This window comes from Pseudomonas sp. NGC7 (genome assembly GCF_047159675.1).
In the GTDB taxonomy this organism is placed as follows: domain Bacteria; phylum Pseudomonadota; class Gammaproteobacteria; order Pseudomonadales; family Pseudomonadaceae; genus Aquipseudomonas; species Aquipseudomonas kermanshahensis.
Genome location: NZ_BAAFZY010000001.1, coordinates 364,252 through 376,892 on the forward strand (window position 1 = coordinate 364,252; position 12,641 = coordinate 376,892).

At 55.7% G+C, this 12,641-nt stretch carries 9 protein-coding genes, 1 tRNA gene and 1 pseudogene; 1 reads left to right on the top strand and 10 read right to left on the bottom strand.

Translation table 11 applies throughout. The annotated features are described in order from the left end of the window. Positions 1–28: 28 nt before the first annotated feature. The 3 genes from ACMCNM_RS01640 to ACMCNM_RS01650 all read right to left on the bottom strand — a co-directional run bounded on the left by ACMCNM_RS01640 (position 29) and on the right by ACMCNM_RS01650 (position 4,017). Positions 29–1,690: an FMN-binding glutamate synthase family protein gene (locus ACMCNM_RS01640; protein WP_186681886.1), complete on the bottom strand. Its 1,662-nt coding sequence runs from the start codon at positions 1,688–1,690 to the stop codon at positions 29–31. Between the two features lie 238 nt (positions 1,691–1,928). Next, entirely contained in the window at positions 1,929–3,296 is a 1,368-nt protein-coding gene (locus tag ACMCNM_RS01645; RefSeq protein WP_412763836.1) for an ATP-binding protein, read from the bottom strand. A 1-nt stretch (position 3,297) separates the two neighbouring features. Beyond that, positions 3,298–4,017 carry a response regulator gene (locus ACMCNM_RS01650; protein ID WP_027595215.1) on the bottom strand — a complete coding sequence of 240 codons (720 nt, stop codon included), beginning with the start codon at positions 4,015–4,017 and terminating at the stop codon, positions 3,298–3,300. A 140-nt stretch (positions 4,018–4,157) separates the two neighbouring features. Here ACMCNM_RS01650 and ACMCNM_RS01655 point away from each other — a divergent pair, with 140 nt between their 5' ends. Beyond that, the gene (locus ACMCNM_RS01655; RefSeq protein ID WP_412763837.1) at positions 4,158–6,455 is read left to right on the top strand and encodes a TonB-dependent siderophore receptor; all 2,298 of its coding nucleotides are present in this window, start codon (positions 4,158–4,160) and stop codon (positions 6,453–6,455) included. Between the two features lie 66 nt (positions 6,456–6,521). Here the strand turns inward: ACMCNM_RS01655 and ACMCNM_RS01660 are convergent, their stop codons facing one another. The 7 genes and pseudogenes from ACMCNM_RS01660 to ACMCNM_RS01690 form a co-directional block, all read right to left on the bottom strand. After that, positions 6,522–6,728, bottom strand: coding sequence for a DUF3079 domain-containing protein (locus ACMCNM_RS01660; RefSeq protein WP_412763838.1), 207 nt, complete (start codon positions 6,726–6,728; stop codon positions 6,522–6,524). Between the two features lie 321 nt (positions 6,729–7,049). Next, positions 7,050–8,966, bottom strand: coding sequence for a hypothetical protein (locus tag ACMCNM_RS01665; protein WP_412763839.1), 1,917 nt, complete (start codon positions 8,964–8,966; stop codon positions 7,050–7,052). Continuing rightward, entirely contained in the window at positions 8,959–9,450 is a 492-nt protein-coding gene (locus ACMCNM_RS01670) for an ABC-three component system middle component 5 (RefSeq protein ID WP_318011749.1), read from the bottom strand. Before ACMCNM_RS01670 ends, ACMCNM_RS01665 begins: the two co-directional genes overlap by 8 nt. Then, complete coding sequence (locus ACMCNM_RS01675) at positions 9,450–10,046, bottom strand: ABC-three component system protein (RefSeq protein ID WP_412763840.1); 597 nt, start codon at positions 10,044–10,046, stop codon at positions 9,450–9,452. Before ACMCNM_RS01675 ends, ACMCNM_RS01670 begins: the two co-directional genes overlap by 1 nt. Positions 10,047–10,053: 7 nt before the next feature. Beyond that, the gene (locus ACMCNM_RS01680) at positions 10,054–10,401 is read right to left on the bottom strand and encodes a hypothetical protein (protein ID WP_412763841.1); all 348 of its coding nucleotides are present in this window, start codon (positions 10,399–10,401) and stop codon (positions 10,054–10,056) included. 829 nt (positions 10,402–11,230) lie between these two features. Then, positions 11,231–11,650: pseudogene (locus tag ACMCNM_RS01685) on the bottom strand (tyrosine-type recombinase/integrase); the annotation flags it as partial. Positions 11,651–12,495: 845 nt separating this feature from the next. Further along, positions 12,496–12,571 (bottom strand) — tRNA-Thr (locus ACMCNM_RS01690). Positions 12,572–12,641: the final 70 nt, after the last annotated feature.

Consider the following 12,641-nt stretch of genomic DNA (forward strand, 5'->3'; position numbering starts at 1 on the left):
GCGAAAGGGGTGCGAAGCACCCCAGCTTTCAGGCCGGCTCGGCCTGTCTGTGGCGCACTACTTCTTTTTCTACAACCTCCCCTGTCTCCGGCGCAAAACTGTCGCTGCGAGCCATCCGCCACATCCGCGCATAAAACTCGCTTTCAATCGAGCCACTGAGCAATTCGCCAGGCTTGAGGAACGTATGCAGGTCTGAAAACAAGCCAATCTCGCTGGCGCTGACACGCCGTGCCAAATGTTTGGGCTTGAGCTCCGACGGGTGCTCCAGGCCCGCCGCCGCAAGCATCTCAGCCAATGTATGCAGGGTATTGCGGTGGAAGCTCGCCACCCGCTGAGCCTTGTCCGGCACCACCAACGCACGCTGGCGGAGCGGGTCCTGGGTGGCGACCCCGGTCGGGCATTTGTTGGTGTGGCAGCTCTGCGACTGAATGCAGCCAATGGCGAACATGAAGCCGCGCGCCGAATTCACCCAGTCGGCACCAATGGCTAGCACACTGGCGATGTCGAAGGCGCTGACGATCTTGCCCGCCGCGCCAATGCGGATGCTCGAGCGCAAATTCAGGCCGACCAAGGTGTTGTGCACGAACATCAAGCCTTCGCGCATGGGCACGCCCATGTTGTCACTGAACTCGCGTGGCGCCGCACCGGTGCCGCCTTCCTTGCCGTCGACGACGATAAAGTCGGGGGTGATTCCCGTCGCCAGCATGGCTTTGGCAATGCCCATGAATTCCCACGGGTGGCCCAGGCAGAACTTGAAACCCACCGGCTTGCCGCCCGACAGTTCGCGCAGGCTGGCAACGAACCGCAGCAGTTCGACCGGCGTGCGGAACGCGCTATGGGCGGCCGGCGAAATACAGTCCTCGCCCTCACGCACGCCACGGGTGGCGGCGATTTCCGGGCTGACTTTGTGCCCCGGGAGGATGCCGCCGTGGCCGGGTTTGGCGCCTTGGCTGAGCTTGATCTCGATCATCTTCACTTGCGGCGAGCGGGCTTGCTCGGCGAAGCGTTGCGGGTCGAAACGGCCTTCTTCGGTGCGGCAGCCAAAGTAACCGCTGCCGATCTCCCAGATCAGGTCGCCGCCATGTTCGCGGTGGTACGGGCTGATGCTGCCCTCACCGGTGTCATGGGCAAAGCGCCCCAGCCGTGCACCCTGGTTGAGCGCCGCGATGGCGTTGGCGCTGAGGGCGCCGAAACTCATGGCCGAGATGTTGAAGATCGATGCCGAGTAAGGTTGCCGGCACTGCGGCCCGCCAATGGCGATGCGGAACGAGGCGGGGTCGGGCGTGGCCACCGGCAGCATCGAATGGCTGATGAATTCGAAGCCGGGTTTGTAGGCATCGTTGAGCGTGCCGAAGGCTTTTTCGGCGCTCTCGTTCTTCGCCCGTGCATACACCAGGGAACGCTGGGACCGTGAAAACGGCAGCTTGTCGTCGTCACCTTCGATCAGGTATTGGCGGATTTCCGGGCGGATGGTTTCGATCAAGTAGCGGATGTTGCCCAGGATCGGGTAGTTGCGCCGCACCGCGTGGTGGCTCTGGCGCAGGTCATTGAGGCCGACCAGGCTGAGCAGGGCGGTGATCAGTGTGAATGGCCAGAGCCAGGCATGTTGGGGCAGTAATGGGAGGCTGGCACAGGTGAACGACAGGCAGATGAAAAGGCAGGCGTAGCGGCTGGGCAGTGAGTGTTTCATGGGTCCATCGCAGGCAGGATGACCCGCGTAGGATAGGCAATGGCGGGCTGCGGAAAACCTGGGCAATCGGTAAAACACTGTTACCTGATCCCGTGCGCTCAGCTCTTTGTAGGAGCGGCCTTGCGTCGCGAAAGGGCTGCGTAGCGGCCCCAGGTTTTGTGTTACTAGCAAAATTGCCGGGGCCGCTACGCAGCCCTTTCGCGACGCAAGGCCGCTCCTACAAAGGCGCGGTGACAGGTTATCGAGGTAACAGCACGCTGGCCCGCAGCCCACCGCCGTCGCGGTTGCACAACAGCAACTCGCCGCCATGGCTGGCCGCGATCCGCTGGGCAATACTCAACCCCAAGCCATACCCGCCAGACGCCTGGTTACGCGACCCTTCACCCCGCACAAACGGGTCGGTAACCGTCGCCAGCAAGCCTGGCGCGATCCCCGGCCCTCGGTCATCGACATGGATATAAACCCCCGTGGTCGCGCGCTCCAGCGTGACCGAAACCTCCTTGCCATAACGCAAGGCATTGACCAGCAGGTTCTGTAGGCAGCGCTGCAGCAGCAGCGCATCGACCCGCAAACTGCCGCCCTGGCCATGAACCGGCAGTGGCTCGCGGGCTGTGGACAAGTCGGCACACTGCCGCGTCACCAGCCGGTCCAGGTCCACCTGTTGCAGGTTTTGCTGCTCCCCGGCCCGCAGGTAATCGAGCACTTGGCCAATCATGTCGTCCATCTGCGTGATGTTCTGCCGCAGGCGCTGGCGATCCTCGTCGTCCGGCAAGCGCTCCAGGCGCAGGCGCATGCGGGTCAGTGGGGTGCGCAAGTCGTGGGACACGGCAGCCAGGAAATAGGCCTTGTCGTTGACCATCGCAATCAACCGCTGCTGCATCGCGTTGAAGGCCTGGGCGGCCTGGCGCACTTCTTCCGGCCCGTCCAGCGCCAAGGGCGGCTGCTCCAGGTTGCTGCCCAGGCCGCGCGCGGCATCCGCCAGGCGCCGCAACGGGCGCAGGCACAAGCGCACCGCCACCAGGCACACCAACAGCACGGCGACGATGCGCAGGGCATACACCCGCAGCAGGTAATCGCTGATCAGCACCCAGGCGGACTCGCCGCTCCAGCCCTGCAGCTCCTGGCCATCGATGGTCAACCAATGCCCATCGGCCAGCGGCACGGCAAACGCGATATGTGCCTGCGCCGTGCGCAAACCGAACAGGCTGCGCCAGACAATCGGCTGGCCCAGTTCATCGGTCAGGTGCACCTTCAGCAGGCGCACCTCCTGGGCGTGGCCCAGTTCGTAGTTGAGGGCCTGTTGCAGCAGCAGCTCGATACGCTTGCGCCCTCTGCGTTCGTCGTGTTCCGCCGCGGGCAGGTTTTCGGCACAGCGCAACTGATAGTGGGCAGGTGCCTGCAACGGGCTGCCATGGCAATTGGCACTGGCGATCAACGGCGCGCTGCGGGCGGCGATCAGCCGAACAGGGGCCTCAAGCACCTGGGCGAAACGCACATCGAACCAGATGCTGCTCGACATCAACTGGATCACCACGGTGCCGCTGACCATGATCAACAGCAGTTGGCCAAACAGCGTGCGCGGCCACAGCCGGCGAAGCCAGCGCATGTCAGGCATCAGCCTCGCTGCGCGCAAGGCTCAGCAAGTAGCCTTCGTTGCGGATGGTAAGGATCTGCGCTGCGCCGCCCGGTGCGCGCCGCAGTTGTTGGCGCAGGCGGCTGACGCACATGTCCACCGAGCGGTCGTCAGGCAGGTGGTCGCGGCCGAACGCACTGCGGGTCAGCTGATCGCGGGACACCACGCGGTTGTTGGCCTCCAGCAGCTCGCGCAATACGCGGTGGTCGGAGCGGGGCAGGGTCAGCGTTTCGCCGTCAGGGCGGGTGAGCAGGCGTTTGACGTGGTCGAGGCGAAACCCGGCGAACTGCTGCGCTTCCACCGCGGGTTTTGCAACCGGCGTATCGAGGCGCTGCGGGCGCCGCAACACCGCTTTTATCCGGGCAATCAGCTCCCGCGGCTCGAAGGGTTTGGCCAGGTAATCGTCCGCGCCCACTTCCAGGCCAATGATGCGGTCCAGCGTGCTGCCTTTGGCCGACAACATGATCACCGCCAACCCGGGCGTTGATTGCAACTGGCGGCACAGGCTCAAGCCATCCTCGCCGGGCAGCATCAAGTCCAGCACCACCAGCTCGACTTTATGCAGCGCCAGTTGCTGGCGCATCCCGTCGCCGTCAGCGGCCGCCAGCACGGTATAGCCGGCATCGGTCAGGTAATCGCAGAGAAGTTCGCGGATCTCGTCGTCATCGTCGACAACCAGCAGGGTCGTGCTCATTTCAAAAAACACCTGTTCGATGAGGGCCGGTGGCGCTCGTTACGTTCGATTACAAGCCCGTACAAGCCGGGCCTGGAGCCCCAAGGGCGGATCCCTAGAATCGTAACAAAAAATCATCTGCGAATACGAAACCTTCCCAAATGAAACCTCGGAGCATCATGAACGACTTCTCTCCCATCAGCCGAGGCGGAAGTCGCCTCAACCCGCTGGCCTTCTTCATTGCCGTGGCCATCAGCGGCGCAGCGATGGCGGCTGACAGCCAGCCCCTGGAGCTGGATGCCACGCAGATCGAAGACAGCGCGCTGGTGCCTGCCGATGAAACGGGCCAGCTAGGGTACACGGTCGAGAGCAGCCGCAGTTCAACCGGCCTCAAGCTGACGCCGCGTCAAACACCGCAGTCGGTGACCACCATCACCCGCCAGCAGATGGACGACCGCGCCATCCACACCATCGAGCAGGCGCTGGAAACCACGCCAGGCGTGACCGCAAGCAAGGCCGAGGTAGGCGGCCGCACCGACTACCGCGCCCGCGGTTATTCCATCACCAACTGGAAGGTCGATGGCCTGCAGTTCCAGGGCGGTTCCGATTTCAGCGGCGGGGGTAATGCGCTGAACATGGACCTGTACGAGCGCATCGATATCGTCCGTGGCGCCAACGGCCTGCTCGGCGGCACCGGCGACCCGTCGGCCACCGTCAACCTGATCCGCAAGGCCCCGACCAAAACCTTTGGCGGCAGCGCCTACGCCACCTATGGCAGCTGGGACAAACGCCGCCTGGGCGCCGACCTTAACCTGCCGCTGTCCGAAGACGGCCGCCTGCGTTCGCGCTTCGTGATGACCCAGCAGGACGCCAACTCGTTCCGCGACAACCAGTCCGAACGCTCCCGCGCCGCGCTGGCCAACTTCGAATTCGACCTCGACGACGCCACCACCCTGGGCGCTGGCTACCAGTACGAATACAACAAAGTCGTCGGCGGCGGCTGGGGCGCGAACATCCCGATCTGGTACGGCGACGGCAGCAAGACCGACCTGCCGCGCAGCACCAACGTAGTGCCGAGCTGGAGCTTTGGCGAGTACACCACCCGCACCGCCTTCGGCTCCCTCGAACACCGCTTCGACAACGACTGGTCGCTGAACCTCAAAGCCGCGCAAAGCACCGCCGAGGCCCTCAACCACCGCGGCTTGGCCAAGGTCAACTCGGCCGGGCGCGGCAGCTTTGGCGGCTACTGGGACCAGGACGGCAGCGGCGCCGTGCTCAACGGCCTGCACAGCTCCAGCGACACCACCCAGCAATCTGCGCAAATCGACTTGTCCGGCCCGTTCCAGCTGTTTGGCCGCACCCACCAAGCGATGGTCGGCTACAACGACAGCCGCACTGTCGCCTGGTCGCCGGAATACACCTGCAACATGGTCAGCGACAGCCAAGTCAGCGCCGCAGCGCTGGGTTGCCAGTTCCGCGCCAACAACGGCTTCCCGCTGACCGACTGGCGCAATGGCGTGGATGACGATTACGACATGCTCGCCTCGCGCACCGGCCGCCACAGCAAAACCACCACCCGCCTGCAAGGCATGTACGCAGCGACCCGCCTGAGCATCACCGACCCACTGTCGGCAATCGTCGGCGTGCGTACCAGCAACTACTCGGCCATTACCCGCAGCAACGCCGGCGTGCGCACCAGCCAGGAAGAAAACGGCATCGTCACCCCCTACCTGGGGGCTATTTACGACCTCAACGACACCTACTCGCTGTACGCCAGCTACACAGACATCTTCACCCCACAAACCGCCGAGACCAGCAGCGGCAGCAAAGTCGAACCCATTCGCGGGCAAAGCTACGAAACCGGCATCAAAGGCGAGTGGTTCGATGGCCGCCTGAATGCCTCGGCCGCGTACTTCCGCACCAAGCAGGAAAACAAAGCCGTGCTGGACGGCGACCTGACCACCCCCACCGGCAACGACGCCTACAAGGCCGGTTCCGGCCAGGAAACCGACGGCATCGACCTGGAAATCGCCGGCGCACTGACCCCCAGCTGGAACGTGTACGCCGGCTACACCTACCTGCACTTCCGCCGCATCGACAGCGACGGCCGCAGCGACCCGTCACACCTGTTTAAGGCCTCCACCACCTACCGCCTCTCCGGCCCACTGGACCGCCTGACGCTTGGCGCAGGGGTTACCGCGCAGAGCAACATCCGTGCGGTGTCCAGCCCCGCTGGCCAGCCCACTAATGGCGTAAGCGCAGGCTCGACCGACGTCAACTGGTCGGGGTATGCGATTTGGAATGCCATGGCCAAGTACCAGCTGACGGACGAGACCAGCGTCAGCCTCAATGCCAATAACCTGTTCGACAAGCATTACTACACCCGCTACGGCTTCTATGCCGGGGCAATCTATGGCGACCCCCGCAATCTGTCGCTGACGCTCAGCACGTCATTCTGACGCCCCCCTGTAGGAGCAGCCTTGTGCTGCGAATGGGCCGCAAAGCGGCCCCTTTCCCACCCACAATCAACTGCACTGCACCCCCGAAACCTCATCAATCGGCTTATCCAACCGGTCCTCAAACCTGTCCCAGTCCTCGCCGAACAACTCCACTGGGTGCATGGTCCGATCTGACCCATTGCCACAGGCTAGTGACTTGGCTGGGCAATAGAGGTCGCAGCCCCAGCAGATGCGCTCGGGGTGGCTGGGGTGGGTGGGGAATTTTTTGGGCATGGTGGTCAGTCCTCGTAGGTGGGGGCTGATTTCACGCTATGCGGTTTGGTGGTTTGGGTTTTGATTGAGATCAAGGTGGGGTTGGGTCTTGCGGGGGGGCTTTCAAATTACCGTTTCAATGATGGCACAAACAAAAAAGGCCCACCTTTCGGTGAGCCTTTTTTGATACTGCGTATGGTGCGGCACCAGGAGTCGAAATCACAGCTAACTTCTTGGCGGCAATGAAGAATTGATAGAGATATTTTTCGGATATCCCTAAAATTATCCTTTTAGGGATGTTTCACTAACGTCGACCAGACAGCTCTCAGGGCTTTAGTTTTATTAAATATTAAGGACGTTTCCGGAATAGAATGGCCCAACCCCAAACTTTTCATTGTTAAGCTCATCTAGAACCATAGAAGTACAAAAAATAAGCTGGAAATCAGAACGATCTTTGAAACAGTTTATTAGGGCTCGCTGAAAGTTGTGGCTGCGATATTCTTTCATGCCTCCGTTTTCAATTGCATCAACTAGTAAAAAGCGCGGGAGTCGATAGTTTGGATCGTCCAGTGATTCTAATAACGCTGAAATGTGAAGCGAGTTTTTTTTGATGTAATTGGAGCTGCCAGAAAACTTCACCCTTCCATTTATGAGCATTCGGTCCTTTGCAAAGTCGATCTCAACCTCTTCAATGTTGGACTCAGCGAATTCCTCTTCATAAGGTTCACCATTGACCCTGCGCTCAGGCTGTAGAATGCTTACGACGTTTTCTGCAATTCCATGGTATACGGTTTCGCGTCTCTTTTTATTTGCAGCAGATGCGCTTTGAATAAGCTCTTTAATTTTTGATATGTCGGCAATCAAATCGAGCTTTTTTAGTTTGTGCGCATCCAAGTCAGTGATGATTCTGACTTTTTTCTCATGGTTTATATTTTCTGATTCTAGGAATCCAATTTTTTGTGCGCGCTCTAGCGCGGCATGAGACGCAGGGTCGAACAATCCAGTGAACTCAGAAATTTTGCTCTGCGCATTTGCCAAGTTTAATTTGCAAATTTCAATGGAGGACTCCAAGCCAATTTTATGTTCGATATGGTCTTGTAGTACTTTCTTGTTACTGAGTAGTTGGAAGTCTAGCTCATTAAGAAGTTCCATATAGTTGGAGTTATGCTTGTCTCCCTCAATCGGGGATTTGCAAAGATGGCAATTTTCAGAGGTTTCGGGCATGTCGGAAGCCACGATCTCGTTGAGGCAGCATGGGCATTGTGAATATTTAAGGAGCCCAACTGTTTCATATGCTGCTTTGGACTCTAGCAAGGATTTTTTTCTAAATTGGAGCGATTTCTCGAATAGCTGGCAGTCTACAATCTCGCCATTTGCCAGAAATAGATCTGATTGAAAGCTCTGCAATTGTCTGTTATAGGTGTCTATATGAGATTTTATACGTTGAAATTCTGAAATTCTGGCTTGATCAGCATTTGAGCTGACAGTCGCTTCTGGTGGGGTGCTTCTTAATTTTATTATTTCAGCAATATTGGATGCGATATTGAGTTGCAGTGTCTGCAGCGTAACAGCTGAGTCTTCCCCCAATATTTTATACATTGCGGCGAGATCTGAAGCGACGCGTTCGTACTCTCTTTCAGCTATCAAAAGCTCTTGGCGCAGTTGATGTGTGTCTAAGTTATCGAGCCCTAAGAGGAACTCTGCAATTGCCAAGCGAGTACCTTCGCTGTCTGCACGAGGGTTGTCCTCCGCTCTAAAAATTTTTGTAGAGGCAGTTTCTTGGTCAACATACAAAAATCTTAGGACCTGGTGCATTGTAAGATTAGCGTAATCTTCTGTCTTGTGACCTTCCCATCCAAGAAGCTCAAAAAACTTCTGAGAGAAAGACATTTTCTCGTCACTTCGACGTGGGCCATAATTGCCCCATGCTTCTACATCGCTGGTTTCTTCGTCATAACTGCCAGAGCGTATTGAGATGGGAGGTATTTTTCCTTTCTCAATGTTTCTTTTTATAGTAAAAATATTTCCATTTATATTGATTTGGCAGCACACATAGTCACACTTGTCTGCTGGGTACAGCCATTGGTTGTCCTTGATTTCTCCGCCTAAGATATAAAAAATCAACTCAAGAATAGTGGTTTTTCCGACGGAGTGATCGCCGCGAATAACATTTATTCCTCTGTGGAATTTTTCATCATAAACGCTAAATCCGGACTTCTTTACAATGAAGCGCTCAATAGAAAGTGTCGATTTAATCATAGCGATATTCCATTAACCCGCTTTTGAATTTAAAGCCTGTTTTTCCTTCGAGCTTGACCTTTGGTAATGCGGAAATCAGACCTTTAAATAATTCGCTTTTTGAGAATGAATCGTTGTTGAAGGTTCTGATTAAGTCGGTTGGTAGAGAATCAGAAAGTAATGTAATGGTGCTCGCAGTTAACCTTATTATTGATTTTTGTTGTAGGGCGAGCATCGCTGAATCTTGAATGCGAGAAAGCTCATAGAATAAACTTCTAGGGTTTGGTGTTACTTCAAATGGCTCGGGCGTGCTAAAAATGATATCTTTGTATCGATTGAGCGGTCGAGGAAGATTGACTGACTTTAAAAGATGAGGATACAGATAATAAAAATCTATAAGGCGTAATGCGTCTTTCTGAATTTCATGATTATCTACAGAGTTTAAGATATTCAATATTCGATAAACGCAGTGATTTACATCATAACCTGGGTGATAAATTACCATCACGTCCACTCCACGTGACATTTTTCGGTTAAGAAATATAGCATTCCTTCGACAAGATCGCTGGTTACAAAACCGCCAGCCAACGTGACTTCCTGATAAAGTGGTTCTATGATGGTGGCGTTAATTGCAGAGCGAATCGTGATGTCGCCTTGGCCGCTTTTAAGCATTGGTAAAATGTGGGCGTTAAACCTTGTTAGTATCAGTCCCAGAAGATGGTTGAATATGATCTGGTAAGACTTTACATGTTGAAGCTTAGAAATCATCTTCGCAGCTTTTTGACTAGAGATGAGCGCTTGGTTGAGATAGACTTCTCGCCCTGCAATCTCTAATTTAGCTTCTAATCCAATGACAGTCCTCGAAGGAGAGCTTTTGATTTTGCTCTCCAGTTCCTCTAATACCATCTGGTAGATAGGGTCGCTTTCTTTAAGTAGTTCGTGTTGAGTTATAAGCTTTTTTAAGGCCTCTGCACCTACCGTAACGTCAAAAGAAGGAAATTTTATTACGGTTGACCCTATATTAAGATCGCCGTGAATTTCATTATTATTGATCTCGTTACCAGAAATTGACACCATTTCACGACTCCCTTGCTCGCGCACGGCGTTGTTAATCTTTGCCGCCGATGCTGAAGTCGCCTTTAACTTTGTTTTTATTGATTTTGTTATCTGTGATGTCCGAGGAACTTCCGATCTTGAAGTTACCATCTACTTCGTTTTCTTCTATCGTGTTTTTGGCAATTGACTTGCTGTTGGCGTTTTTTTTCTGGTCGGATTTTACCCAAATCCAGCCCATTGCTATGCAGAATAAAAAAATTGCCGCAATTAGAGTTAAGTTTAATGTCAAGCTTTTTTTGAATATTTCTGACTTATCTAAGTAGGTGGTAATTAGGTGCTGGAAAACAAACGTCGCTATAACTGATGGCCCACCTACTTTAATTGCATTTTCCCAGTTCAAAGTGATCGCTCTCTTTTATAAAGTCGTACTGTTAAGCTTTTTGTTTTTTCATGCCTATAACAGTGTTTTCAATGGTTGGCTGCATCCGTTTGGATGGCTAAACAGCTGGCTTGGCATATTGCCACTATGACAATTTAGCGGTTGCCATGGTTTTAGTAAATAGAGGTCTTTCACCTCAGGTTGCAATGTGTAGGGCTATTTCCATCTTTCAAGCTTTCAGAATGCATCCTGTCTGGTAGCCGACATATCCTTGCACAAACTCCTGATCAAGCTCTCCCCACGTCATCCCGCCAAGAATGCTGAGTGTTATCAGGGATCAAGGTCCCTGCGACCTGCGGGGATGTCCACTAACGCGGGACTGGCGGCTCCTTACATCCGGGAGCAAGGGCATCTCATGATCTGGCCTCCTGAGCACCGTTACCGGTGGGCGGGTGGAGGCAGCACTGGCTGACGAGATCAGCGCCTGAAGATCCTGAGCCATGTGCAAGCAGCAATGCGATGACCGGGGCATGCCTGACTGTCAGTCAGGTGCAGTCCATTCCTTGGTCTGCGGCACCATCATCTACAGCGCTGTTGCTAGTGACATCGGCGTTTGTCACGCCGATTGTCACGAGGGGGAATGCCGCAAAGCCATGTGCGATCAGGGCTGCAGCAGTGGTAGAAGTGCCCGTCTCTTTCCAGAAGAAAGAGACGGGCACAGGTTGGCGCAATATTCGGCCAAGCGGATAGGTTGCTGCATGGCAGCGAGGTACGGTGTGTCTGGCGCACGAGCGCTATATGTGTAAAGAGCATCCATCACATGGGTAGTGACCGGGCGAGCTGCCGGATGCGAATCGCCCTTGGGGAACCACTGATGTCCACCGGGGGCATCCCCCGCGAACACCAGCTCGAACTTGCCGGTGATCGCGTGGATCTGCTCAAGCAAGGCCACAGCCTGTGGCGATAAGGGTACAACGTGGATGTCTCCGGCCATCTTCGTACCTCTTATGGAAAACGGCACGCCGTCCAGCGGCGTGCGGGTGTCGGGGATTTCCCAGATTCCGCGCTTGAGGTCGAACTCGTTCCAACGGGCGAAGTGCAGCTCCCTGGAGCGTACGAACACGTGCAGCGATAGCATCATGGTAAGGCGTGAGAGTGGACGACCTTTGTAGTTGTCGATGCGTGCCTGTAGCTCTGGCAGCCGTGATAAAGGTATTGCGGGTCGATGTCTAACCCGTGCTGCTTTGATCGAGCCATCGAGATCGTGAGCCAGGAGCAGCAGCAAAGCGATGAGCGGGGCATGTCTGACTGTCAGTCAGGTGCAGTCCATTCCCTGGTCTGCGGCACCATCATCTACATGGCTGTTGCTTGTGACCTCGGCGGTTGTCACGCCGGTTGTCACGCCGGTAGTCACGGGGGGGGATTGCAGCAAAACGTTGTGCGATCAGGGTTACAGCATTGGTAGGAGTGCCCGTTTCTATTCAGGAGAAAGAGCTGGAACAGTTGGCACAGTTTTCGGTAAAGCGGATAGGTTACTGGAGGACAGCGCGTTTGGTGATGACCGCGATTATGCGCAGAGTAGCAATGTCAGCCATTGCATTCGGCGGGATGTTGGGAGCCTCTGGATATCAGTCATAGAGGGTTATCGCGCAGAGCATATCTCGCCGGTAGCGAGTCCCGTTGGCGAGACCTCTAATGGCGTGGGCGAGGGGTTACCGACGTCAGCTGGCCTGGGTAGCTGTTCTGGAATGCCAGCAATCTGTTTGATAGACATTATTTCGCTGGGTACGGGTTCTATGCGGGGGCGACCTTTGGGGCTCTGGGGAAATCTCTGGTTGGCGGTGAGCACGGTGTTTTGGCGGAGGCATTTGGGGCTGCTGTGCAGCCCATCGCAGGCAAGCCAGCTCCTACACGGGGCGTGCAGTTTTCAAGAGTATGGGTGGCCTTTGGATAGGGGGGAGCTCAGCTTACTGAAGCTGATGCGTATCCAGTGCGCTGCAAGGTGGCAATCCCGTGACGGGCCAATTGGGCTGCCCTGAGGGGCTATGGGGCGTCGCAGCGGACACACAAACAAAAAAGGCCCACCTTTCGGGGAGCCTTTTTTGATACTGCGTATGGTGCCGGCACCAGGAATCGAACCCGGGACCTACTGATTACAAGTCAGTTGCTCTACCATCTGAGCTATACCGGCAATGGGGCGTCATTATAACGATCGTTTGGCGCCTGTAAACCACTTCCTTGCGATTGTTTGCAAATGAGCT

Coding starts and splice junctions, on each gene's coding strand:
- ACMCNM_RS01640 (WP_186681886.1), bottom strand. CDS start 1,690: ATGAAACACTCACTGCCCAGCCGCTACGCCTGCCTTTTCATCTGCCTG.
- ACMCNM_RS01645 (WP_412763836.1), bottom strand. CDS start 3,296: ATGCGCTGGCTTCGCCGGCTGTGGCCGCGCACGCTGTTTGGCCAACTG.
- ACMCNM_RS01650 (WP_027595215.1), bottom strand. CDS start 4,017: ATGAGCACGACCCTGCTGGTTGTCGACGATGACGACGAGATCCGCGAA.
- ACMCNM_RS01655 (WP_412763837.1), top strand. CDS start 4,158: ATGAAACCTCGGAGCATCATGAACGACTTCTCTCCCATCAGCCGAGGC.
- ACMCNM_RS01660 (WP_412763838.1), bottom strand. CDS start 6,728: ATGCCCAAAAAATTCCCCACCCACCCCAGCCACCCCGAGCGCATCTGC.
- ACMCNM_RS01665 (WP_412763839.1), bottom strand. CDS start 8,966: ATGATTAAATCGACACTTTCTATTGAGCGCTTCATTGTAAAGAAGTCC.
- ACMCNM_RS01670 (WP_318011749.1), bottom strand. CDS start 9,450: ATGGTAATTTATCACCCAGGTTATGATGTAAATCACTGCGTTTATCGA.